The organism is Bacillus sp. TH50 (assembly GCF_016650565.1).
GTDB lineage: Bacteria > Bacillota > Bacilli > Bacillales > Bacillaceae_G > Bacillus_A > Bacillus_A mycoides.
On sequence record NZ_JAEKFM010000007.1, the window covers coordinates 1,551,112 to 1,574,373 of the forward strand.

The window sequence follows — 23,262 nt, forward strand, 5'->3', positions numbered from 1 at the left end:
CATTTGAATGAGCGGTATGGCACAAGAAACTTATTTGTTTTCATAAGTATTGTTTTTAAACAACAAATGAAAGAACTTTTAAATGTTTTTATGGAATTATTATTTAAAATGAAAAGCGCACTGTTCTATGAAGTGAACCCCGAAAACGGGACATGTAATGGAGTAAGACTTCAAAAAATAATGAATATATATTATATTGTTAGAGATAGTGAAGAGGATAAATTGTACAGAAATGGTTTTTTTAAATGGATATGTTGCAACAAGTAATAGATAAATTTAAGTTGAATGTGTTAGCAGTTGAGAACGTTCCTGAGTCTTTTAGTTCGATTGTATATAAAATCAAGCTAATTGATCATCGTACGGTATATATATAAATTCCTTATTCCAAAGTGAAACTTGAACGTGAGTATACTGTACTTAAACGATTATGCAATGAGCTACCCGTACCAGAAATATTAGACTATTGGGAAGGTAATGAAGATGTCACTGGAGCTTTATTATTATCCGAAATCAACGGTGTGCCAATTACTGAGAAGGTGGATAAAGCTTTAGCTTATGATATCGGAGTACACCACGCAATGCTGCATGCAATCATTCCAAATGAGCAGGATTTCAAAAGTGCCATTTCCAATGTATATGGTCAACGGTCTGAGTTTATTGAGCGACAATTTTATTCCTTTGCAGAAGATGTAAAAGAAGTGATTGATCCCTGTTTATACGAACAATCATTGAAGCATTTTGACCGTCAAGTGAAATTACTTCCATCTCCAGATGGACCTAGTTATATACATATGGATTTTCGATCAGGTAATATTTTAGTTCATGAAAATCGAGTAGTCGGCATCATTGATTTTGAAAGTGCACGAATTGGTGCAACCGAAATGGATTTTATAAAAATTAATAGTGATATTTTAATGAAATATCCTGGAACATGGGATGCGTATAAAAAAGGCTATGAGTCCATTCGTCCACTGATTGATTTACAAGAAGTTTTACCGTTTTATCGCTTTACCGATGCGTTTAATGCAATTGGTTGGTGTAAAAGAAGAGGTATTGAAAAGCATCAAACTTTTTTACAGGAGAGTTTAGCATATTTAAACGTTTTTTTAGGAAGGAGGGATAGTTGAAAGAGAATTATCTAACGTCAATAACTGAGATTTTATTTATAAAGATTTTTCCATATTTCATTATTCAACAATTGGGCGCAATTGAGGAAGATACACATGTATAAAATGATCAAATTTTTTTATGAAAATCCAATTAAAACCTGCTGGAAAGGTATCCATTTTAATCAACTTTTTTCTAAATGGATGCTTTTTTAATTACAGTAACATATTGGTTTGCAAGCTGTTTTGGATCAAACTTTTTTATGAAAAAATCGTATCTAGTTGCCTCCTAGTTATAAAAGAAACTCCATTTTGATTAATCTTTTTTCAAAATGGAGTTTTTCTATTTGTTATTAAATAGGGATTGAAAGGTATTTTTTAATCAAACTTTATTTTAAAGCTACACAAACGATAAAAAATATTTGAAAAGGTAGTATTAAATACGACGGTGATATTATCTGTGTTATTTCTTTTGTATAAAAAACACGCAATAAAAATATCGCTCAAAATAATAAAATTTTATTGTAAAACGATAAAATTTATATTAAAATCAAAAACAGAATAAATAAGTTTGATGCTTTTTATTGAAAAGGTAACAACGTTATTTTTAAAATTAGAGGAGGTATAACTATGGACATTAACAATTTGATTATTGAAAATATGGATAACCCTCATGAGTTGGAGAGAATGTATAGAAAAGACCCGAATGCTTTTAAAAAGTCATTCTCACAAGCATGGGATGAAAACCCTGATTCTCAGCTTCTAGCTGCTTGGTATGAAAGATTGAATTTCAAGGAGACGGCAAATAAAGAAAAAATATCGCTGTTTCAAAAAGGATTCTTATTCATGGGCATGTTAGCTATTCTAGCTGGGCTAAGCACTAGAATCATTTTCCACTTTGTCGAGCAGGAAGCAATTGCTCCAATTAACTTGGCTTTTGGTGTAATTCCCTTTATTGCTGCTTATTTTATTTACAATAATACTCCGAAAAAAAGTATTATTTATTTTCTTGCAGCGTTGTTCTTAATTGCCGGGTTGTATCTTAATATGTTGCCATTAAATTATAAAGACAGCAGTATCCTTGCGTATTTACATCTTCCTATATTGTTATGGGTCTTATTGGGACTTGCGTTTACAGGAAATGAATATTCAAAAGGCAGTACAAGATTAGCGTATATTAAATTTAATTTAGAATATTGTCTTCTCTACGCGAGCATGGCAGTGAGCGGAATGATACTAGCGGCATTAACCATGCAGTTATTTAGGTTTGTTGACTTGAATATAGAAGACTTCTATTTTAGTAATGTTATTTTATTTGGTGCTGCCGCTCTCGCTATTGTGGCTGCATACTTGGCATCAATGAATCTTAAACTTGCTAAGAATATTACACCATACATATCTAAAATTTTTAGTCCTCTCGTACTGATCACATTGTTGATTTATCTTATAACGGTTATATGGGTCGGGAAAAATCCGTTCTTGGACCGCAATTTCCTAATGGCCTTCAACGGAATACTCCTTGGTGTATTGGCTGTTACCATATTTTCCATTGTTGAGAGTGATTCAGACGAGAGAAAGAACATTTCAGATTATATCAATTTTGCCTTAATTGTTCTTGCGCTTATTATTGACACTGTGGCTTTATCAGCTATCGTATTCAGACTTTCTTCTTACGGGATTACACCTAATAGACTTGCTGTTTTAGGCGTAAACATACTGATTTGGGCAAATCTCATTTGGATTATGTTCTCCTATATGCGTTTTCTACAAAACAAATCAGGACCGACAGCTATCCAAGATGCCGTTACGAAGTATTTGCCAATCTACGGACTTTGGGCAGCTTTCGTTATATTTACTTTTCCTATAATGTTTAAATAGAAAGGCTTTGTTAATCTAACGACAAGTTAATTTTCTATAATGTATAAAATCCTTAGAGCGGATAATTATCGTTACTTCTATAATTTCTCGAAAATAAAAAACGTCCCAAAGTAGGACGTTTTTTATTATGTGTATTGCTGTTTTTTCTTAATAAGCAACAACACCTGTGACACACAAGCTAGTACTGGTAGTTCTATTAAAGGTCCAATGACTAACGCAAGTGCGATAAGAGGCTCGTCTGGAAAAGCTGTTACAGCAATTGCGAGTGCAACAGGCGAGTTTCTCGCTAATGTTGTTAAGCTTAGGCTTACAGTGTCTTCATAAGATAAATGCATCATACGTCCTACAAACTGTCCTAGTATAAAGTTAATTATGAAGAACAGTAATACTGGTATAAGTAACAATAAAACAACATTCATATTTTGTAATAAGTACTTACCTTGTGAGGCAAACATCGCTACTATTGCTAAACTTAAAAATACAATTTGAGCAGAGCTGAAAAATGGAATGAGTTTATTCTCCAGTGTTTCAACTTTTTTCATTTTATGCATAATGAATTTTGTAGCGTGTGCAAGTACAAATGGTAAGACGATTACGATAACAATGCTTTCCACTAAAACAGAAACCGCTACAGTCTTCATGACACCAGCAAATAAAAATAAATAAATGGGAAGGAGTAGTACTTGCAATATTAAATTTACAGGTAAAATTGCAGTAGAAAGTGCTACATTTCCTTTCGCTATTTCAGTAAAGATTAAGTACCAATCTGTACACGGAGTAACCATTAACATAATAAAGCCGACCCAAAGTGCTGGGTGATCTGAAAGAAATAACGCGCCTAATCCCCAAGCAAGAAAAGGTGTCCATATAAAGTTAATACCTAGGCTTGTTCCAGCGAATTTTAAGTTGCGGAATCCATTTTTTATTTCCTTTAATGGGATGCTGAGGAATAATCCATAAAGCATGAAAAATAAGAAGGGAACAATAAATTTTTCCGAATACATATGTATCATATTAAATTGTCCTAATATAACCCCGAATATAACAGCTGCAAGAATGATAAAGGTTTGAATCTTTTCTAAAGTACTCATTAACTAATCCTCTCTATAGATGAATATCCCTCTCTAGTTGTATTATACAAGGTATTTCCCTTATGTGTTTTTGAATTAATCATTTTGACTGAGGAAATATCTATGTTAAATGTTTTTAATTCAAGATTTTTTTATTTTTTAAAAGTTACTTGACTAAAGTAAGTAGATATATTACAATCACTTACATAAGGTAATTAAATAACAAAAAGTTTTGAGTTACTTAGGTTAAGGTATCTATTGGAACTTTTTATTAGAATAAGAATTTTTATGATGATGAATAATGAATATGATAAGAAAGTTTAGGTGAAGAAAATGGGATTATTTAGCTCGTTATTTGGTAAAAAAGAAGAAAATACAAAAGTAGAGGGGAATAAAACAATGTCAAAAGTATTATTTGTAAAAGCAAACGATCGTCCAGCGGAGCAAGCAATTAGTTCAAAAATGTATGAAACATTTGTAAGTGCTTATAAGGAAGCAAATCCGAATACAGAAATTACGGAGTTAGATTTATTCGCATTAGATCTTCCGTATTACGGAAATATCGCTATTTCAGGTGGATATAAACGTAGTCAAGGAATGGAGATAACAGCTGAAGAAGAGAAGGCAGTTGCTACAGTGGATAAGTACTTAAACCAGTTTTTAGAAGCTGAAAAAGTAGTATTTGCATTCCCATTATGGAACTTTACAGTACCAGCACCATTAATCACGTATATTTCATATCTTTCTCAAGCGGGAAAAACGTTTAAATATACAGCGAACGGTCCAGAAGGTTTAGTTGGTGATAAGAAAGTAGTTGTTTTAGGTGCTCGTGGTTCAGATTACTCTTCTGAACAAATGGCTCCTATGGAAATGGCTGTTAATTACGTTACAAACGTACTTGGGTTCTGGGGAATTGCAAATCCAGAGACAGTTGTAATTGAAGGACACAATCAATATCCAGATCGCTCACAGCAAATTGTTGAAGAAGGTTTAGAGAACGTTAAGAAAGTAGCGGCGAAATTTTAATTAATGATAGTAAATGTAAAACCAACATGGATGACCATGTTGGTTTTTTAGTCTGGTTTCCATGTTAAAAAATGTATATTCATAAAATAAATGAAAAGTTTGAAAATAGTATTGCAAAATATTATATATCAAACTATAATGAGTTCAAGAATAGTTGATACTTAAATTAAATATTCAGAAAATTCAATTAGTTAAAATTGGAAATAAGATAAGGAAATTTGAATGGGGGTTATATTATGGCGAATAAAGTACCGTTTTCGTTCATAGTAGTTATCGGATTAATGTTATTTGCACTATTTTTTGGAGCAGGAAATTTAATATTCCCAGCGATGCTTGGTCAATCGGCAGGAGAGAATGTATGGATTGCTAACGCTGGATTTTTAGTAACAGGAGTAGGTTTACCATTACTAGGTGTATTAGCATTTGGTTTTTCAGGTAAAGATGATTTACAGTCATTAGCAAGTCGTGCTCACCCAGTGTTTGGGATTGTATTTACAACAGTTTTATACTTAGCAATCGGTCCGTTATTTGCAATACCAAGAACGGGAAATGTTTCTTATGAAATTGGTCTTAAGCCGTTTATGCCAGAGGGATTAGGTTCTACACCGTTAATTCTTTTTACAATTATATTCTTTAGTATTACTTGTTTTTTTTCGCTAAATCCTGCGAAAATTGTCGATATTGTTGGAAAAATTTTAACGCCAATTAAATTAACATTCATCGGTATTTTAGTAATCGTTGCTTTTATTCATCCGATTGGAGAAATGCAAGCACCAGTTGAAGGATATACATCACATGCATTTTTCAAAGGATTCCAAGAAGGATACTTAACAATGGACACGCTTGCATCGTTCGTATTTGGGATCATCATTATTAATGCAATTAAAGAAAAAGGTGCGAAAACGAAAACACAAATTATGGTTGTTTGTGCAAAAGCAACACTGATCGCTGCATCTATTTTAGCAATTATTTATACAGCTCTTTCTTATATGGGAGCTTCAAGCGTTGCGAAGCTTGGACATTTAGAAAACGGCGGAGAAGTATTAGCAAAAGTTTCTAACTACTATTTCGGATCATATGGCGGGGTATTATTAGGGTTAATGATTACAGTTGCTTGTTTAACAACAAGTGTGGGACTTGTATCAGCGTGTTCTTCATTTTTCCATAAGCTATTCCCAAATGTTCCTTACAAGGTAATTGCAATTACGTTATGTGTGTTTAGTGCTATTGTTGCAAACGTAGGATTAACACAATTAATCGCAGTTTCTGTTCCAGTATTAACAGCAATTTATCCACTAGCAATCGTGCTGATTTTCTTAACATTCTTCCACTCGTTATTCAAAGGTAGAGCTGAAGTTTATCAAGTGAGCTTAATCGTAACATTTATCATCAGCTTATTCGATGGATTAAGTGCAGCTGGAGTTAACATTGAAGTAGTAAGCCAAGTGTTCACTAAATTCCTTCCGATGCAGGAAGTAGGATTAGGATGGATCTTCCCAGCGATTATCGGTGGATTTATCGGCTATGGTATTAGCGTTGTAAAAACGAAAAATGGAGTGCAACCAGCAGCTGATGCAAATAAGAAAATAAGTTAAATGAAAAAAGTTATAGAATTTGATTCTATAACTTTTTTTGTTACTATTGATAAGAATAGAAAAAATAAAGTAGTAGGGGAAATAAAATGAAAAAAACAATTGACCATATCGGGATCGCAGTTCGTGATATAGATAGTACGATACATTTTTATGAAAAGGTTTTATCAGGGACTTTAATAGATCGATACGTAAGTGAAGCACCCGGTGTTGAAAGCGAAGTAGCCATTCTTGAAGTTGATGGTGATAGAATCGAATTACTTGCACCGACGAATAACACAACTTCTCCAATAGCACGATTTATAAAGCAAAAAGGGAAAGGTGTCCATCATGTTGCATATCGTGTAGATGATTTAGATGTAGCTTTAGAAGAATTAAAGGAACAGGGTATTCGAACGTTAGAACATACGCTTCGAATGAATAAACATGGTAGAAGGTTAATTTATCTTAACCCAGCGGATACGGAAGGGACGATTATTGAATATTGTGATTATCCGGAAGTGAAATAAAGGAAGTGTATTTTTGTGAAAGGTGTTACGTACTAATGTAACGCCTTTTTATTTGTATACTTTTCAATATTTCGACGAAAGTATTTCGGAATGTTGAATATATATTATGAGAAGCTATCCACTATCCTGTAGGAGTGGGCATGATTTTTTTTAGTATTTGCGAGCAAATGGAGCCGACTATAGGGTAAGCAATCCTCATTTTGCACAGTAATATATGAAAGAAAAAGAGTGCTTTATAACCAACTATATATTTTATGCAATACATATAATATAAATTGTGAATTTCATGTATTGGAGAGTGGTTATCTGTGGAGATTTCAAATAGTGCTGAAAATTTTAATGTATTATTTGTTACATCTAGTGTTCCTGTCTATTTTCCGGTGCTAGAGGAATCTATATATAATAGTTTGAAAAAGGCAATTCGTAATGTAACGATGGTAACATACGAAAACTTGGTGAAAACGGCTTTAAAGATAAAACCGGCACTCATTATTGTATTTCATGGTTTTGAAGAAGGGATAATTAAGGGAATTCAAGATTTAAAACAATACAACTTTAAAACTGCACTCTGGCTTACAGATGACCCTTACTTTACAGATGTGACGAAAAACTTAGTGCTTGATTATGATTATGTGTTTACGCAAGATACAGGATGTATTGATTTTTATAAAGATTTAGGTTGTGATAATGTATATTATTTGCCTTTAGCAGCAGAACCTCCTGTATATACACCGATACTTAGGGAAGAGGAATACATATTTGATATTAGTTTCATAGGGACTGCTTTTGATAATCGGCTCGCATTTATTGATTCAATTGCAGAGTACTTAGTGACTAAAAACACTCTAATTATAGGTTGTAATTGGGATAGACTAAAAAGTTATGAGTTATTGAAAGATAAAATTTTACTTTTACCATTTTTGGTTTACGAAAACAGTATAGGATATTACAAAAAAAGTAAAATCAACATGAATATACATCGCTCGATAGAGGATTTAACATTTAATAGAAATAGAGTAAAAGTAAATGCTTGTTCTATTAATAATCGTACATTCGAAATAGCTAGTACAGGTTCTTTTCAAATGACGGATATTCGTTCAGATTTAGAAAAGTGTTATATTCCAGGGGTACAAATTGAGACATTTACCTCAGCGGTTGATTTTATAGAGAAAGCTGAAAGATATTTATCGAACCCGGCACAAAGAAAGAAAATTGCGATGGAAGGGCTGAAGAGAACGCTAATCGAACATACATATGATAAAAGGGTACAACAGCTGTTAAAAATAATTGAAATGAACCCTAAAAAAGAAAATGAAATTTAAAAATAGGGAAAGAATGTGTTGAAACACAACATATTTAAAGAACAAGGTATTTGAATGGAAGAGCATACACTTCGAATGAATAAGCATGGTAGAAGATTAATTTATCTTAACCTAGCGGATACAGAGGGCACGATCATTAATTACTGTGATTATCCGGAAGAGAAGTAAAGGAAGTGTATTATGGAGAAAGGGTGTTGCGTAATAACGTAATACCTTTTTTATTTATCCCGCTATTTGTTGGCAATAAGATTCCCGCTTCAAAAGTCGGAGAATGCGAGGGATTTAGGTGGGAGATCGAATGCCCGTAAAAGTCCCACTGATTAAAGTTTCACTTTATGTATTTCACATTTTCTTCATAAATGATTCACGATAACTTTTCTTCTTTAGAAACTTACATAAATATATTTTATGCTATAATGATAATCTACTTTAAAAATATAAGTAATATATATATAAGTAGCTACTATTTTGTTAGAAGTGTAGAGGTGAGGAATAAATAGAGAGTGATACTAAATAGATCCTTATACTTAATCAGGTTAATATTTTATTAAGAAATAAAACTTGGGAAGTAAAAAGTAATGAAAGTGTAGTGACGAAAAAGAAAGAAGTGAAATGATTGTGAAAGTAATACGAAGGTTAGGGGCATGGCTATTAATAGCGTGCGTGTTTATCATATTGATACCAAAAAGCGCATCTGCTCATGCGTATGTTGTGAAATCAAATCCTGCTGAAAATGAAACGTTAAAGAAAGCACCATCTGTTGTGAAAATTGAATTCGATGAGGACATACAAGTTTCAAGTTTTAATACATTGTTCGTAAGAGACACCTCAGGTAAAAGAGTAGATTTAAAAGATGCTCATATTGATAAGAAAAACAAAAAAATATTAGAGGCTGGGTTAAAAGAGAATCTCAAAAATGGTCTCTACTCTATTCAGTGGAAAGCTATTTCAGCTGATGGACATCCGATTCAAGGAGTTATTCCATTCCGTATTGGATTAGCAGAAGCGGGAACAGATGATATAAAAGTAGAAGAGATGGGCTATGTTCCCCAAATCGATATGATTATGGAACGCGGAATTTTATATACAAATTTTTCTCTATTTATCGGTGTTCTATTATTTAATCTTATCCTTTATAAAGGAAGTGCAAGTCAAGTTCAGTCGAGGAGTAAGAAAATAATATGGATATCATTATTTGGGATATTCATTAGTTTACTTTTCAATTTACCGTTGCAAGCGAAAATAAATGCTGATGTTTCATGGCTAGAAGCATTCGATCCTTTATTATTAAAAGAAACATTACAGCTATCTGTTTTTGGTTATGTATGGATCACTCAAATGGCTCTTATTAGTACGCTTATGATTGTTACATATTTTGCAGTGAAGAGTGAGAGGCTTTCGTCGTTTAAAGTATGGAGCATTCCAATTGTATTATTTATTGGGTTACTTGTTATGAAAGCCTTCAATAGTCATGCATATGGATTAAAGTTTAAAGAAATTGCTGTCGTTATGGACTTTCTGCATTTATTCGCAGCTTCGTTATGGATGGGGGGGCTATCATCGATTGTTCTTCTGTTACGTAAAGAGGATGACAAGTGGACTATGTATTGGGATGCGATTAAGCGTTTTTCGCCATGGGCAACAGGTGCTGTCATTGTGATTTTATTAACGGGTCTTTTTAACAGTACATTTTTTATTCCCACGATCCATTCCTTATTTGATACGAAGTATGGATTGGCCTTATTAGCAAAGATACTTTTATTCGTGTGTATGGGGATATTGGGAATTATTCATTATGTGAAAGGGAGAATGCGAGCGCAGCAAAGGTTAGGAGCTACGGTGAAAGTAGAGTTTATCATTGGAATTATCGTTTTCGTAATCGTAGCTTTTATGACAAATGTACAAACGCCGCCGATGCCTCCTACGGGACCTTTTACAGAGAGCAAACAATTAGATAGTGGATATGAACTTACTTTACATGTAAGTCCTAATAAGGTAGGACAGAATACATTTCATATTACTTTGAAGGATGAGAATGGACAGCCTGTTACTGATATGGAACAAATTGTATTGACGACTCAATCTTTAGATATGAATATGGGCAAAGGTTCATTTAAAGTTTCGGCAGTGTCACCGGGAGAATATGAAGCGGAAGGTATGTATATTAACATGACAGGAAACTGGAATATACAAGTTCACGGATTAACAAAATCTCTTGATAGTTTCGATACGGATTATAAATTTATTGTAGGTGGCAGATAAAAAAGAAGTTATAAATGAAAAGGAGTTTATAGAAAATGAAACGTATAAAAAAATTAGGAACAACAATGATCGCAACAATAATTGCAATGGGGATTTTTTCGTTACCTGTTAGTGCTCACGTAACTGTGAAACCAGCAACTTCTGACGTTAGCTCTTGGGAGACTTATACAATAAAGGTACCTGTTGAAAAGAATATGGCAACAACAAAAGTCACACTGAAAATACCGTCTGGAGTCGAGTTTCAACAGTACGAGCCAGTGCCAGGGTGGAAAGTGGAAGAACAAAAAGATGCAGCTGGAAAAGTTAAAACTGTAATATGGGAAGCAACAGGAGAAGGGATTTTACCTGGTCAGTTCCAACGATTTACTTTCGTTGCTAAAAATCCAGATAAAGAGCAACAAATAGCTTGGAATGCATATCAACAATATAAAGATGGAGAAATTGTTGAATGGACAGGCGATGAGAAAGCTGAAAAGCCCCACTCACTTACTACGATTGCAAAAGGTACATCATTAACAGGAGAACATGGTGAAGTATCTAGTGTGGAAAAAAATGAAGGTACAAGTAATATGCAAACAATAGCAATTGTCTTATCAGTTTTAGCGATTGTATCTTCCGTAGGTACGTGTGTTTTTGTAGTACGTCGTAAAAAGTAGGGAACATTGAAAGGTCTCATTGAAAGTAATGAGACCTTTGTTAATAAAATTTTGAGATTAAGCAGCTTCGAGGGGGATTAGAGCTACAAATACAACATGGTTTATTAAGATAAGGAACTCAATTGACTGTCATTACTTCTTCTGGTAGGTTATCATGCTTAAGCCAGTTTTCAATTAAAGTATTAAATAGTTGGGGATTTGCTAAAGGGATTCTATGACCGATTTTAGGAATGATAATACCTGTGCAATTAGGATTGCTTTCAAGGATTGCAGTCATCGAGTCTTTCATGATTCTTTTTTCGTTTTCTCCAACAGTCACTAATATATTGCTACTAGCATTCTCGAAACCTTTTGGTATTGTAAACGACATATTTTCTTCTAATATCCTCACAAATGTATTTTTACTTATTTGACAACTTTCATGATAATAGTTATCAAATTGTGTTTCATCTATGTACATTGATTTTGCTTGTATTTTGGAAAACGTCTTACTCTTTATAAGTGGATAGGTTAAGCCAAGGGATCTTATTAATGTTTTAGCGAAAGGAATTAGTTTAACTAATGCGCTATTTATCATAGCGTATTGAATTAAGTTTGGTTTCATACTGAGCATTGCAATTAATACTTGAGCACCTAACGAAAAACCGATTACTATAACAGTTTTACCTTGTCCTTTTTCTTCAACTAATTCAATGATTTTTTCAGCACTAAAGTGTATTGAAAAATGATCCTTACTACTATTTTTCCCTTGCTCGGGTAAATCAGGAACAAGGCAGTGAAAGTTAGTAAAATGTTTAATTTGTTTGTCCCACATCCATCCACTGACTCCGCCCCCATGAATAAAAACCATAAGTGGAGAGCTTGAATCTCCAAATTCTTTATACTGTAAAACCATATAATTCCCCCTTATGATTAGAATTGTTAGTCCATACATATGTATTAGAGATAATATTTTCTACTTAATTATCATCATACAATAAAAAAGAAAAATTTTCCTTTTGCTAAGATGTTAAGTGACTGTACTCATAAAATGGTAAAAAAGAAAGAGCCTACAAGTGGTAGACTCTTTCTCATATCTATTTATTTCACTTCAACTTGCTGCCTTACAGCAAGTGCTTTCGGCTTTATATTTACAAAACAAATGCTTACGATAATAAATAAAAGTCCGATGAATAAGCTAATTGTAATGGCCTCATGTAAGAAAATAGAGCTTACAATAATAGCGATCAGTGGGATAAGGAACGTATAAGCCCCAACTTTACTTGCCTCACCAGCTCCTACAAGTGTAAAGTAAGCGAGCCATCCCATTGCAATAACAAAGAACGAGATGAATAGTAGTACACTTACAAATGGTATACTCCAAGCGATGTTAGACCAGCTCTCAAATTCTGAACCAAATCCGATTAAGCAAAGTCCGCCAATAATAAGCTGAAGTGTTACCATCCAAATGGCATTAACGCGGTGTCCAGTTTTCTTAATAAATACTGTGCCGAGTGCCCAGCCGATAGCGCACCCTAAAGCAAGTAGTACACCGATAATAGAAATATGTCCAGTTAAACTACTAGAGCTAATAACCCCAACACCAATAAATCCAAGAATAAGTCCGAAAATTTTCAAGCCGTACATAGATTCTTCAAGCCAAATCCATGAGAAAATGCCGAGTAAGACAGGTTGGAGAAATACGATTGCGGAGAAGAGTCCGGCGGGCATATACTGAAGTCCGACAGTTTGTAGTCCGTAAAACAAAATAATATTGAGTAAAGATGAAATAAAGTATAAATGCCAAGTTGCCTTTAAATTTAATTGTTTGTATTTCGGTAATGCGAAAGTAAGTAAGATAAATCCTCCTATTAATGTTCTAATCCCTGCAAAGAGTAGGGGTGGTGTGTAATGCAGAGCGAATTTTGATAACGGCCAATTAATTCCCCACATAATAACGAGAAATGTAAGGATTATGGCCGTCTTAGTTCGAGAAAGCTGTGTCACTGTAATCCCTCCTTGTTGTATTCCATTTCACTATGATATGATATCGACTATGATAAATAAAATGAATATTTTTTATAAGGAGTATAAGTGATTAGTTATGACCATTACACAACTTCAAGTTTTAATTAAAACGGTTGAATTAGGGAGTTTTACGAAGGCTGCTGGGATGTTAAATATGACACAGCCAGCTGTAAGTCATGCGATTTCAAGCATTGAGTCCGAGTTAGGAGTTACCATTCTTATACGCGATAAACGAAAAGGGCTAATCGTTACGGATGTTGGAAATAGAATTCTTGTACATATTAGAGAAATCTTAAACGGCGTTGAGAAGATTGAACAAGAAGTAGCGATGGAGAAAGGGCACGAAGTTGGGACGATTCGAATTGGGAGTTTTCCGAGTGCTTCTGCACATTTCTTACCCAAAATGATAAATCTATTTAAGGAGAAGTATCCGAACTTAGAAGTCGTTCTTTGTGAAGGCACGATTAAAGAAGTTGAAGATTGGTTAGTATCGAGGGTTGTTGATATAGGAATTGTTATTTTGCCTAATAAAGATATGGAGATCGTGCCCTTAACGAAGGGGAAAATGGTTGTCGTCTTAAGAGAGGATCATCCTCTTTGTAAGAACGATTCTATTACAATAGGTGATTTAGAGAATGAACCAATCATATTATGTAAGGGTGGGTACGAACCACCCATTATCGATATGTTTAAACAAGCGAACGTACCACTTCGGGCTGAATATATAATTTCCACAGTTACAACAGCTTTAAATATGATTCAAGAAGGATTAGGAATCGCAATTTTGGCTGAGTTATCTTTAACGAGTTTACCAAAGAATATACAAACGAGAGAATTGGAACCACAAGTATGGAGAGAGATTGCTTTAGCTGTTCCTTCATTAAAGGATTCTTCAATCGCTGTGCAGCTATTTATTGAAGAATTTCAAGACTTGTTTGCAGAATAAGAAGAGGTGTCTCATATATTGTAATGGGGCACTTTTTTATTTGCTTTAAAAAATTTGTAAAAAGGATTGACTTATATTCACGTTGTAACTATAATGATTACATCGAGGTGGTAATCACAATGAAAATTAGTAGCCGCTTTTCTATAGCTGTTCATATTTTATCTATTTTGAAAAACAATCCATCTTCAGTTTGTACTTCGGACTATATGGCCGAAAGTGTAAATACAAATCCGGTAGTCATTCGTAAAATAATGTCTTACTTGAAACAATCTGGATTTGTTTACGTAAATCGCGGACCAGGTGGCGCGGGATTATTAAAGGATTTACATGAAATCACATTATTAGATGTGTATCATGCAGTGAATGTAGTGGAAGAAGACAAACTATTTCACATTCATGAAAAACCGAATCCAGACTGTCCAATTGGGGCGAATATTCAAGCTGTTTTAGAGGTTATTTTAGTTCAGGCGCAATCTGCGATGGAAGAAGTGTTGAGAAATATTACGATGGGGCAGTTATTTGAATCTTTACAACAAAAAATGAAAGCATAATATGATAATTGCAAGTCTCTAAAAGAGAATGCATATTTTTTTCTTAAAATTGTAACTGTTTTGGTTACATCTAAAAATAAAAAGAAGGTAAGGTGTAAAAGATATGACTGTAAAAATGAAAGTGTACTCAGATTTTATATGCCCGTTTTGCTTTTTAGCAAAAGGCCCATTAGATGAAGTAGCGAAAGAGAAAGATGTAGAAATCGAATGGATGCCATTTGAATTGCGTCCAAGTCCATATTCTAAAATAGATCCTTGGAACGAGCCAGATAAGTTAGGCTCATGGGATTCTTTCATTCTTCCTACTGCAAAAAAATTAGGGGTTGAAATGCGTCTGCCACGCGTTTCTCCGCATCCATATACACATTTAGCTTTTGAAGGGTGCCAATTCGCGAAAGAGCGTGGACTTGGAAATGAGTATCATCACCGAGTATTTACTGCGTTTTTTCAAGAAGAGCAAAACATTGAAGATATTGATGTATTAACGAAATTAGCGGTAGAAGTAGGGCTTCCTGAAGCTGAATTTAAAGATGCTTTAGTAAATCGTAAATATAAAGAAAAACATCAAGAAGCAATTCAGCATGCATATGATGAAGCAAATATTATGGCTGTTCCAACTGTCATGATTGGAGATGAAGTCATTCAAGGACTTGCTAGTAAAGAAACGCTAGAAAGAGTAATTGATAAAGAAATCGAAAAGGATAAAACAAATTCATTTGAAGGTATGCAATGTAAGACGGATGGATATTGCTAATTCGTCTTGCATGAAAGGCTCAAGTTTATTTGTTTAAATAAAAATAATAAAACATATATTTGGAGGAATTAAAATGTCAGCAACTACAACAAATTTAAAAGAAGCAATCGTGAACCGTCGTTCAATTCGTAAAGTAACAAAAAGTGCTACAATAACAAAAGAAAGAATTGAAGAAGTTTTAAAAACAGCTTTACACGCACCAACTTCTTTCAATATGCAAAGTGGCCGTATGGTCGTATTAATGGATGGAGAGCATGAAAAGTTTTGGGATATCGTAAAAGAAACACTTAGATCACGCGTGCCAGCAGAAAATTTTGAAGCAACAGTAGAAAGACTAAAAGGCTTCCATGCAGGTGTAGGAACAGTTCTATTCTTTGAAGATCAAGCAACAGTAGAAAAAATGCAAGCAAATGCACCATTATATAAAGATCAGTTCCCATTCTGGTCTCATCAAGGAAATGCAATGCTACAACATACTGTATGGATGTTATTATCAGCTGAAGGAATTGGCGCATCATTACAACATTACAATCCAATCGTAGATGCTGAAGTGAAAGAAACATGGAATATTCCAGCGGAGTGGAGTTTAGTAGGACAAATGCCATTTGGTGAGCCAAATGAACAACCAGGGGAAAGAACATTCTTACCTACTGAAGATGTAGTGAAATTTTATTAAGAAATTTAATATATACAGAGTTAAATAAATGAAAGGAGAGTACATATATAGCTATATATGTACTCTCCTTTCGTATGTAATGTTTAAATGCGATTGTGGAAAAGGTTACTGCAAGAATAATTTCTTTCATATGAATCGAAGTTTTCCCTACAATTAAAAATCTATCATGTTTTTGAAATGACAGTAAACATCCCCGTCATGTTTGGTGAGTAATTTTTAAAATCAAATTTTTCATAGAACGATTCTTTACTTTGTGATGCAAATAAACCGACAAACGCCTTATCAGGGGCATTCTCATTTAAGTATGCAACCAAAAGATGCATTATTTTTTTCCCAATACCATGTTTCTGATAATCCGGATGAACCACTATATCTTGAATATAGAAATAGATAGATCCATCACCAACAATTCTCCCCATGCCCACAATTTTTTCATTATCTTTGACCGTGATGCAGTGAATAGAATGCTTCAGTGAAGTATCCGCTACTTCAAAATTCATATAATTAGTCCATCCAACAGAATCACACAAATATTTGTACTCTTCCAATGTTGGAATGTTATGTTTAAACTCATATGTTTTCAAAATGCATCCTCCATGTCCTTAAATTCAATAAGTATATAAATTCGACATATTTTTATCTATTCCTCTTACGCAACAGAACTCCTTTTAGTTATTGAATTTAGTGTAGTTTCCTTATTTGTATTTGTGTTAATTTATAAGAGTTTAGGGAAGAAATATAAGAAATAATCCGGTGAGAAAGGAAGTAGAAAAATGAATGATGAGAAAAAATATACAGTGGTAGGTACTGATGTTGATGAAGTGAAACGTTTAAATAAAAATTCAGGATTAACATATAATCAGGTGAAGGAATTGTTAGCAAAGCAAATGCAAAAAAAAAGTAATTAGATTGAAATCTTTCATTTTTTCATTTAGCATTTTGATTGGAGAGAGTTAAGTAAAAGGTAACTCTCTTTTTTATATAAATGAGCAACTTTTAGAGTGGAGGAAGCAACATGAAAAAATGGGTAAAGATAACGTTGTCTATCGCCGGAGGTATTGTTCTATTGGCGTGTGCCGGAGGATATTACGTGTATAAAAATTATTTTCCAAAGGAACCTGAGCGTATTGTATATGATAAAGACAGAGTGTTAAAACCGATACATAATCAGCTTGAAGGGATCGACATAGATAATATAAAGATAAAAGAAAAAGAAGTTGTAAATGCGACTGTGGATGAGCTTCAAAAAATGGTTGATGATGGGAAATTATCATATGAAGAATTAACGAGTATTTATCTTTTTAGAATACAAGAACATGATCAAAATGGAATGACATTAAATGCTGTTACAGAGATTAATCCTAATGCGATGGAAGTAGCACGAAAGTTAGATAAAGAGAGAGCGTTAAAGAAGAAATCGAACTTATATGGCATTCCTTTCATTGTAAAAGATAATATACAAACGGAAAAAGTGATGCCGACAAGCGCAGGAACTTATGTATTAAAAGATTGGATTGCAGATGAAGATGCGACGATCGTGAAGAAGTTGAAAGAAGAAGGTGCTTTTGTTTTAGGAAAAGCGAATATGTCTGAATGGGCAAATTATTTATCTTTTACAATGCCAAGTGGATATAGTGGGAAGAAAGGACAAAATTTAAATCCATATGGCCCGATTACATTTGATACATCAGGATCGAGTTCAGGATCTGCTACAGTAGTTGCAGCTGATTTTGCACCGCTTGCAATCGGGACGGAAACGACGGGATCCATAGTAGCACCGGCAACGCAACAATCAGTAGTTGGGTTACGTCCGTCTTTAGGTATGGTTAGCAGAACAGGAATTATCCCGTTAGCTGAAACACTTGATACAGCAGGGCCAATGGCAAGAACGGTCAAAGATGCAGCAACGCTATTTAATTCAATGGTAGGTTATGATGGAAAAGATGCTATGATAGAAAAAATGAAAGATAGAGATAGAATGGATTATACGAAGGAGTTATCGATAGATGGATTAAAAGGGAAAAAGATAGGGATTCTTTTTTCTATAGAACAACAAGATGAAATTAGAAAAGCAGTAGCGAAAAAGATTAGAAAGGACCTTGAAGATGCAGGTGCAATATTGACTGATGATGTTCAGTTAAACAGCGAGGGTGTAGATAATCTGCAAACATTAGAATATGAGTTCAAGCATAATGTTAACGATTATCTTTCACGGCAAAAAAATGTGCCAGTAAAATCGTTAGAAGAGATTATAGCGTTTAATAAAAAGGATAGTAAACGACGAATAAAGTATGGACAAACATTAATTGAGGGTTCTGAGAAATCTGCTATAACGAAAGATGAGTTTGAAAAAATAGTTCAAACGAGTCAAGAAAATGCAAGAAAAGAGCTTGATAGGTATTTAGTAGAAAAAGGTTTGGATGCTCTTGTGATGATTAATAACGATGAAGTTCTTCTATCAGCTGTGGCTGGTTATCCAGAATTAGCAGTGCCGGCAGGATATGATTCTGATGGTCAGCCGGTAGGTGTAGTGTTTGTTGGGAAACAGTTTGGTGAAAAAGAACTTTTTAATATTGGATATGCGTATGAACAGCAATCTAAAAATAGACGATCTCCTAAAATATAGAGTTGATAAAGTAGTTTTTAGAAAAGTAGTAGATAAAAAAATCCGACAATAAAAAAGAAAAAAAGGATTCTTTCCAATTAGTAAGAAAGATTGTCTATAGAAGTTCATAAAATGTAATATATCCAATTTCCATCCATTGAAGGGGGAGGTTAATTCTTAATGAATGAAGTGAAAAATTTCTTTCGAAGCAGAGGGTTTCAACGGTTTCTCGTTTTAATAATATTAGTGCTTGTATTGTATGGATTAAAAAGTATGATTAATTTAATATTAATTACGTTTATTCTCACGTTTTTGATGGATCGATTTCAAAAGTTTATTTCAAAAAAATTGAAAGTAAATAGGAAAGTGGTTATTGCTTGTTTATATATTGTGTTAGTGACGTTTATTGTAACTACACTATATAAATATTTGCCTGTACTAACGATACAAATTTCACAATTAATTTATCAATTTAAATTGTTTTTTCAAAACCCACCTGATAACGAGATAATTAAATATGCACTTTCGACAATTAATGGAATGGAAGTATCGAAATATATCGAACAAGGTGTAGATGTCATTTATCAATCGATAGCAAACATAGGAAAAGTCAGTTTACAAATACTACTTTCTCTTATTTTAAGCTTATTTTTCCTATTAGAAAAAGAACGCATTATAGCATTTACTTCGAAATTTAAAGATAGTAAGCTGAAAATTTTTTATGAGGAGATTGCATATTTCGGTGAAAGGTTTGCGAGATCGTTCGGAAAAGTGATTGAAGCACAGTTTTTAATTGCGGTTGTAAATTGTGTACTCACTGTAATTGCACTTGTCATTTTAGGATTTCCACAGCTTCTTGTATTGGCTGTCATGGTCTTTCTACTCGGTTTGATTCCGGTTGCTGGTGTTATTATTTCCTTGTTTCCACTTTGTATCATTGCCTATAACGTCGGCGGGGTTGTGTATGTTGTTTACATACTAGTGTTCATTACAGTAATCCACGCTCTTGAAAGTTATTTATTAAATCCAAAATTTATGTCTGCAAAAACGAATTTACCTGTTTTTTATACATTTATGATTCTTATCTTTTCAGAGCATTTCCTCGGAATATGGGGGCTTATTATTGGGATTCCAATCTTTATCTTTTTATTAGATGTACTTGATGTAAATAATGATGAACCGATTAAAGATAATAAGTGATAGAAAATGACCGATGTTTTCTCTTGATGAAAACATCGGTCATTTATTATTTTTTCTTTGGAGGAGGTAGTTTAATGAAGGTATTTGCAATTAAAGCTATAATAACAGCAGCAAAAATAAAGACTGCGATTACACTAACTCCCATACCTGCCCATCCTCCTACAAGGAAGATACTTATCGGTATTGCTAACAAGCTTAAAATAATTAGAATCAATCCGAGATTCTTATCATATTTTTTAGTTGGAAATAGCGTTCTGATGATTAAGAAGAGGAAAAGTATTAAGGATGCTACAGCTAGCAAGAGGATTGCAATCGTCAAAGAATCATTCATGAAATCACCCCTTTTTATAGATAATATTACCGTTTAAATTGAGGGGGAACTATAAAAATATAAAAAAGCAATCCAATATAAATCGGATTGCTTTTTTGATTGAAAAATATGATTAAAGAACAGGAGCCATTGTTTCTTTCAACACTTGAACAGAGTGATCGAATTTTAATTCTTCCTCTTCACTTAGTTCAACTTCTAAAATTTCACGAACACCGCCGCGGTTTAAAACAGCAGGTACGCCGATATAAACATCTTGTTGGCCGTATTGACCTTCAAGATATGCTGATACAGTTAATACGCTGTTTTCATTGCTTAAGATTGCTTTCGTAACACGTAAAAGTGACATGCCGATGCCGTAGTATGTAGCACCTTTTCGTTCAATAATGTGATAAGCTGCATCACGAACGTTTACGAAAATATCATCTAAATCTTTTTGGTTATATGTGTTGTCTTTTTCAAGAAGCGTTTGTAGTTTTTGAATACCAATTGATACGTGACTCCACACAGGCAGTTCTGTATCACCATGCTCTCCGATAATATAAGCGTGAATGTTATGAGGTCCAATATCGAAGTACTCACCTAACATATAGCGGAAACGAGCTGAGTCAAGAGTTGTACCAGAACCGATTACGCGTTCTTTCGGTAAACCAGATTCTTTCCAAGTTACGTAAGTTAAAATATCTACAGGGTTTGTTGCGATTAAGAAGATGCCATCAAAGCCGCTATCCATAATGCTACGAACAATTTGCTTGAAAATTTTAGCGTTTTTCTCAACTAAATCTAAGCGTGTTTCACCTGGCTTTTGTGGCAATCCAGCTGTAATTACAACAAGATCTGCGTCTTTACAATCTTCATAACTACCTTTCCAAACTTTTGTTGGAGCTGGTGCGAAAGGAACGGCATGGCTTAAGTCCATTGCTTCTCCTTCAGCTTTTGCTTCATTTACATCCACTAAAACAAATTCTTCAGCTACAGCTTGGTTAATCATGCAGTAAGCATAACTACACCCAACTGCTCCTGTTCCTACTAATACAACACGGTTAATACCTTTTTTCATTTCAAAATTCCTCGCAATTTCATTAATTTTATTATGTAAGATAATACGTCTTACTTCTATAGTTTCATATCTATTTTATTACATTTTATAAAAGATATTCAAGTAATTGAAAATGTATCCGCTCAATTACTTGAATGAAACATAGGAATCCTGTTAAACGAATATAATTCAGTAAAATCCTTCATAAAAGGGGAATTGGCATGGGGAATCCATTATCGATGGAAGAAATGCTTCAAATTATTCATGAAGGGCTTGCCAAAACAAATAACCCCAAACGGATTACAATTGCCGGTGCAGGGATGTCTGGATTAGTTGCAGCATCTTTATTAAAAGAGGCTGGACACGAGGTAACGATTATAGAAGCGAATAACAGAATAGGTGGCAGGGTGTATACGATTCGTGAACCATTTAGCGCAGGGTTATATTTTAACGCAGGCCCTATGCGTATTCCGGATACTCATGATTTAACTTTAGCCTACATTCATAAATTTAAACTACCGTTAAACCTTTTTATTAATAAAACTTCTTCAGATATAATTTATACGAATAACAAAAGAACGAGATTGGATGTGTTTGAAAAGGATCCAAGTGTACTTGGATATCCAGTTTTAGATAAAGAAAGAGGGAAAACAGCAGAAGGGTTAATGTTAGAGGTATTGGAACCGATACTAAATTATATTAAGAAAAATCCTAATAAAAACTGGATTATTGTTGAAAAAAAGTATAAAACATATTCGCTCGGTTCATTTTTAACCGAGTATTATTCAGATGGGGCAATAGATATGATCGGAGTACTTCTTGATATGGAAGCATACATGGGAATGTCATTAATTGAAGTATTACGCGAAATGATCTTTTTCACTTCAACGACGAAATATTATGAGATAACGGGCGGAATGGATAAATTACCAAATTCATTTTTACCAGAGCTAAAGGATAATATTTTTATGTCGTATAAAGTAGAAAAAATTATACAGGAAGATAATAAAGTAATGATGCAAGTAACACATGAACAAACGTTAAATTCATTTATAGTAACTGGTGACATCGCTATTGTCACAATTCCATTTTCAGCTTTGCGATTTGTAGAAGTTCAGCCATATCATTTATTCTCTTATTATAAAAGGCGGGCAATTCGTGAATTAAATTATATTGCTGCAACTAAAATTGCGATAGAGTTTAAAAGTAGATTTTGGGAAAGAGCAGGACAATATGGTGGTAAGTCAATTACAGATTTACCTATCCGCTTTACATATTATCCGAGCTACGGCATTCATACACCAGGGGCGGCTATCGTTTTAGTGAGTTATACGTGGGCAGATGAGGCGTTAACGTGGGATAGTCTCTCGAATAGAGAACGTATTCGTTATGCGTTGAAAAATTTAGCGCAAATATATGGAAATGTGGTTTATAGTGAGTATGTTGCGGGAGAATCTTTTAGCTGGAGTCAAAATCCGTATTCTTGCGGAGCATTTACAGCTTTTGAACCAGGGCAAGAGCTTGAATTGTTTCCATATATTACGCCGCCAGCGGGTAGAGTGCACTTTGCAGGAGAACATACGACATTAACACATGGATGGATGCAAGGGGCAATCGAGTCTGGAATTAGAGTTGCTCATGAAGTGAATGGAAAATGAAACGATAATCTAGCATTTTTGTTTACAAATAGGTATTCTTTTAATAAAATGATAAATATAAATCGTAATAATTACGC

At 33.8% G+C, this 23,262-nt stretch carries 23 protein-coding genes and 1 pseudogene; 18 read left to right on the forward strand and 6 right to left on the reverse strand.

The window, feature by feature from the left end; all coding sequences use genetic code 11:
* Positions 1-245: 245 nt before the first annotated feature.
* From JFU23_RS31245 to JFU23_RS25065, 3 genes are all read left to right on the forward strand, one after another.
* The gene (locus JFU23_RS31245; protein WP_277956386.1) at positions 246-374 is read left to right on the forward strand and encodes a hypothetical protein; all 129 of its coding nucleotides are present in this window, start codon (positions 246-248) and stop codon (positions 372-374) included.
* Between the two features lie 15 nt (positions 375-389).
* The gene (locus JFU23_RS25060) at positions 390-1,127 is read left to right on the forward strand and encodes a phosphotransferase family protein (protein WP_374101386.1); all 738 of its coding nucleotides are present in this window, start codon (positions 390-392) and stop codon (positions 1,125-1,127) included.
* Positions 1,128-1,736: 609 nt separating this feature from the next.
* On the forward strand, positions 1,737-2,984 hold the full coding sequence (locus JFU23_RS25065; protein WP_085310466.1) for a DUF4153 domain-containing protein: 1,248 nt from the start codon (positions 1,737-1,739) through the stop codon (positions 2,982-2,984).
* A 125-nt stretch (positions 2,985-3,109) separates the two neighbouring features.
* Here the strand turns inward: JFU23_RS25065 and JFU23_RS25070 are convergent, their stop codons facing one another.
* On the reverse strand, positions 3,110-4,075 hold the full coding sequence (locus JFU23_RS25070) for an arsenic resistance protein (RefSeq protein ID WP_085310469.1): 966 nt from the start codon (positions 4,073-4,075) through the stop codon (positions 3,110-3,112).
* Between the two features lie 312 nt (positions 4,076-4,387).
* Between JFU23_RS25070 and JFU23_RS25075 the strand changes: the two genes are divergently transcribed.
* From JFU23_RS25075 to JFU23_RS25105, 7 genes and pseudogenes are all read left to right on the forward strand, one after another.
* On the forward strand, positions 4,388-5,080 hold the full coding sequence (locus JFU23_RS25075; RefSeq protein ID WP_085310471.1) for an FMN-dependent NADH-azoreductase: 693 nt from the start codon (positions 4,388-4,390) through the stop codon (positions 5,078-5,080).
* Positions 5,081-5,316: 236 nt separating this feature from the next.
* The gene (gene brnQ, locus JFU23_RS25080; protein WP_085310473.1) at positions 5,317-6,675 is read left to right on the forward strand and encodes a branched-chain amino acid transport system II carrier protein; all 1,359 of its coding nucleotides are present in this window, start codon (positions 5,317-5,319) and stop codon (positions 6,673-6,675) included.
* 86 nt (positions 6,676-6,761) lie between these two features.
* A complete protein-coding gene (locus JFU23_RS25085; protein ID WP_085310475.1) occupies positions 6,762-7,181 on the forward strand; it encodes a VOC family protein in 420 nt (139 codons plus the stop codon).
* A gap of 308 nt (positions 7,182-7,489) precedes the next feature.
* Positions 7,490-8,503 carry a CgeB family protein gene (locus tag JFU23_RS25090; RefSeq protein ID WP_033730339.1) on the forward strand — a complete coding sequence of 338 codons (1,014 nt, stop codon included), beginning with the start codon at positions 7,490-7,492 and terminating at the stop codon, positions 8,501-8,503.
* Between the two features lie 60 nt (positions 8,504-8,563).
* Positions 8,564-8,671: pseudogene (locus tag JFU23_RS25095) on the forward strand (glyoxalase); the annotation flags it as partial.
* Positions 8,672-9,115: 444 nt separating this feature from the next.
* Positions 9,116-10,765 carry a copper resistance CopC/CopD family protein gene (locus JFU23_RS25100; RefSeq protein ID WP_201032987.1) on the forward strand — a complete coding sequence of 550 codons (1,650 nt, stop codon included), beginning with the start codon at positions 9,116-9,118 and terminating at the stop codon, positions 10,763-10,765.
* Positions 10,766-10,800: 35 nt separating this feature from the next.
* On the forward strand, positions 10,801-11,421 hold the full coding sequence (locus tag JFU23_RS25105) for a YcnI family copper-binding membrane protein (protein WP_002126863.1): 621 nt from the start codon (positions 10,801-10,803) through the stop codon (positions 11,419-11,421).
* A 118-nt stretch (positions 11,422-11,539) separates the two neighbouring features.
* On the opposite strand, the gene JFU23_RS25110 is transcribed toward JFU23_RS25105, so the two are convergent.
* Together JFU23_RS25110 and JFU23_RS25115 are read right to left on the reverse strand one after the other, a co-directional pair.
* Positions 11,540-12,316 (reverse strand): alpha/beta fold hydrolase, encoded by a 777-nt coding sequence (locus JFU23_RS25110; protein WP_201032988.1) that lies wholly within the window; start codon positions 12,314-12,316, stop codon positions 11,540-11,542.
* Between the two features lie 185 nt (positions 12,317-12,501).
* Positions 12,502-13,407: a DMT family transporter gene (locus JFU23_RS25115; protein WP_137058018.1), complete on the reverse strand. Its 906-nt coding sequence runs from the start codon at positions 13,405-13,407 to the stop codon at positions 12,502-12,504.
* A 97-nt stretch (positions 13,408-13,504) separates the two neighbouring features.
* On the opposite strand from JFU23_RS25115, the gene JFU23_RS25120 reads away from it, so the two are divergent.
* From JFU23_RS25120 to JFU23_RS25135, 4 genes are all read left to right on the forward strand, one after another.
* A complete protein-coding gene (locus JFU23_RS25120) occupies positions 13,505-14,374 on the forward strand; it encodes a LysR family transcriptional regulator (protein WP_002012297.1) in 870 nt (289 codons plus the stop codon).
* Positions 14,375-14,493: 119 nt separating this feature from the next.
* Positions 14,494-14,925, forward strand: a complete 432-nt coding sequence (locus JFU23_RS25125; RefSeq protein WP_002186124.1) for an Rrf2 family transcriptional regulator — start codon at positions 14,494-14,496, stop codon at positions 14,923-14,925.
* 103 nt (positions 14,926-15,028) lie between these two features.
* Positions 15,029-15,679, forward strand: coding sequence for a DsbA family oxidoreductase (locus JFU23_RS25130; RefSeq protein WP_002064866.1), 651 nt, complete (start codon positions 15,029-15,031; stop codon positions 15,677-15,679).
* A gap of 73 nt (positions 15,680-15,752) precedes the next feature.
* Positions 15,753-16,355 (forward strand): nitroreductase family protein, encoded by a 603-nt coding sequence (locus JFU23_RS25135; protein WP_159146463.1) that lies wholly within the window; start codon positions 15,753-15,755, stop codon positions 16,353-16,355.
* A 164-nt stretch (positions 16,356-16,519) separates the two neighbouring features.
* Here the strand turns inward: JFU23_RS25135 and JFU23_RS25140 are convergent, their stop codons facing one another.
* On the reverse strand, positions 16,520-16,939 hold the full coding sequence (locus JFU23_RS25140; protein ID WP_201032989.1) for a GNAT family N-acetyltransferase: 420 nt from the start codon (positions 16,937-16,939) through the stop codon (positions 16,520-16,522).
* A 189-nt stretch (positions 16,940-17,128) separates the two neighbouring features.
* On the opposite strand from JFU23_RS25140, the gene JFU23_RS30970 reads away from it, so the two are divergent.
* The 3 genes from JFU23_RS30970 to JFU23_RS25150 all read left to right on the forward strand — a co-directional run bounded on the left by JFU23_RS30970 (position 17,129) and on the right by JFU23_RS25150 (position 20,160).
* Positions 17,129-17,263 carry a hypothetical protein gene (locus JFU23_RS30970; RefSeq protein WP_002012306.1) on the forward strand — a complete coding sequence of 45 codons (135 nt, stop codon included), beginning with the start codon at positions 17,129-17,131 and terminating at the stop codon, positions 17,261-17,263.
* 107 nt (positions 17,264-17,370) lie between these two features.
* Positions 17,371-18,981, forward strand: a complete 1,611-nt coding sequence (locus JFU23_RS25145) for an amidase family protein (RefSeq protein WP_201032990.1) — start codon at positions 17,371-17,373, stop codon at positions 18,979-18,981.
* A 159-nt stretch (positions 18,982-19,140) separates the two neighbouring features.
* Positions 19,141-20,160: an AI-2E family transporter gene (locus tag JFU23_RS25150; protein ID WP_201032991.1), complete on the forward strand. Its 1,020-nt coding sequence runs from the start codon at positions 19,141-19,143 to the stop codon at positions 20,158-20,160.
* A gap of 46 nt (positions 20,161-20,206) precedes the next feature.
* On the opposite strand, the gene JFU23_RS25155 is transcribed toward JFU23_RS25150, so the two are convergent.
* Both JFU23_RS25155 and JFU23_RS25160 read right to left on the reverse strand, forming a co-directional pair.
* Positions 20,207-20,491, reverse strand: a complete 285-nt coding sequence (locus JFU23_RS25155) for a YesK family protein (protein ID WP_002086206.1) — start codon at positions 20,489-20,491, stop codon at positions 20,207-20,209.
* 112 nt (positions 20,492-20,603) lie between these two features.
* Positions 20,604-21,548 (reverse strand): L-lactate dehydrogenase, encoded by a 945-nt coding sequence (locus tag JFU23_RS25160; RefSeq protein ID WP_002012312.1) that lies wholly within the window; start codon positions 21,546-21,548, stop codon positions 20,604-20,606.
* A 200-nt stretch (positions 21,549-21,748) separates the two neighbouring features.
* On the opposite strand from JFU23_RS25160, the gene JFU23_RS25165 reads away from it, so the two are divergent.
* Positions 21,749-23,185 (forward strand): flavin monoamine oxidase family protein, encoded by a 1,437-nt coding sequence (locus tag JFU23_RS25165; RefSeq protein WP_061674158.1) that lies wholly within the window; start codon positions 21,749-21,751, stop codon positions 23,183-23,185.
* Positions 23,186-23,262 lie beyond the last annotated feature (77 nt).

Excerpts from the sequence above, each read along its gene's own strand:
- JFU23_RS31245 (WP_277956386.1), top strand. The coding sequence starts at position 246 with ATGGATATGTTGCAACAAGTAATAGATAAATTTAAGTTGAATGTGTTA.
- JFU23_RS25065 (WP_085310466.1), top strand. The coding sequence starts at position 1,737 with ATGGACATTAACAATTTGATTATTGAAAATATGGATAACCCTCATGAG.
- JFU23_RS25070 (WP_085310469.1), bottom strand. The coding sequence starts at position 4,075 with ATGAGTACTTTAGAAAAGATTCAAACCTTTATCATTCTTGCAGCTGTT.
- JFU23_RS25075 (WP_085310471.1), top strand. The coding sequence starts at position 4,388 with ATGGGATTATTTAGCTCGTTATTTGGTAAAAAAGAAGAAAATACAAAA.
- brnQ (WP_085310473.1), top strand. The coding sequence starts at position 5,317 with ATGGCGAATAAAGTACCGTTTTCGTTCATAGTAGTTATCGGATTAATG.
- JFU23_RS25085 (WP_085310475.1), top strand. The coding sequence starts at position 6,762 with ATGAAAAAAACAATTGACCATATCGGGATCGCAGTTCGTGATATAGAT.
- JFU23_RS25100 (WP_201032987.1), top strand. The coding sequence starts at position 9,116 with ATGATTGTGAAAGTAATACGAAGGTTAGGGGCATGGCTATTAATAGCG.
- JFU23_RS25105 (WP_002126863.1), top strand. The coding sequence starts at position 10,801 with ATGAAACGTATAAAAAAATTAGGAACAACAATGATCGCAACAATAATT.
- JFU23_RS25110 (WP_201032988.1), bottom strand. The coding sequence starts at position 12,316 with ATGGTTTTACAGTATAAAGAATTTGGAGATTCAAGCTCTCCACTTATG.
- JFU23_RS25120 (WP_002012297.1), top strand. The coding sequence starts at position 13,505 with ATGACCATTACACAACTTCAAGTTTTAATTAAAACGGTTGAATTAGGG.
- JFU23_RS25125 (WP_002186124.1), top strand. The coding sequence starts at position 14,494 with ATGAAAATTAGTAGCCGCTTTTCTATAGCTGTTCATATTTTATCTATT.
- JFU23_RS25130 (WP_002064866.1), top strand. The coding sequence starts at position 15,029 with ATGACTGTAAAAATGAAAGTGTACTCAGATTTTATATGCCCGTTTTGC.
- JFU23_RS25135 (WP_159146463.1), top strand. The coding sequence starts at position 15,753 with ATGTCAGCAACTACAACAAATTTAAAAGAAGCAATCGTGAACCGTCGT.
- JFU23_RS30970 (WP_002012306.1), top strand. The coding sequence starts at position 17,129 with ATGAATGATGAGAAAAAATATACAGTGGTAGGTACTGATGTTGATGAA.
- JFU23_RS25145 (WP_201032990.1), top strand. The coding sequence starts at position 17,371 with ATGAAAAAATGGGTAAAGATAACGTTGTCTATCGCCGGAGGTATTGTT.
- JFU23_RS25150 (WP_201032991.1), top strand. The coding sequence starts at position 19,141 with ATGAATGAAGTGAAAAATTTCTTTCGAAGCAGAGGGTTTCAACGGTTT.
- JFU23_RS25155 (WP_002086206.1), bottom strand. The coding sequence starts at position 20,491 with ATGAATGATTCTTTGACGATTGCAATCCTCTTGCTAGCTGTAGCATCC.
- JFU23_RS25160 (WP_002012312.1), bottom strand. The coding sequence starts at position 21,548 with ATGAAAAAAGGTATTAACCGTGTTGTATTAGTAGGAACAGGAGCAGTT.
- JFU23_RS25165 (WP_061674158.1), top strand. The coding sequence starts at position 21,749 with ATGGGGAATCCATTATCGATGGAAGAAATGCTTCAAATTATTCATGAA.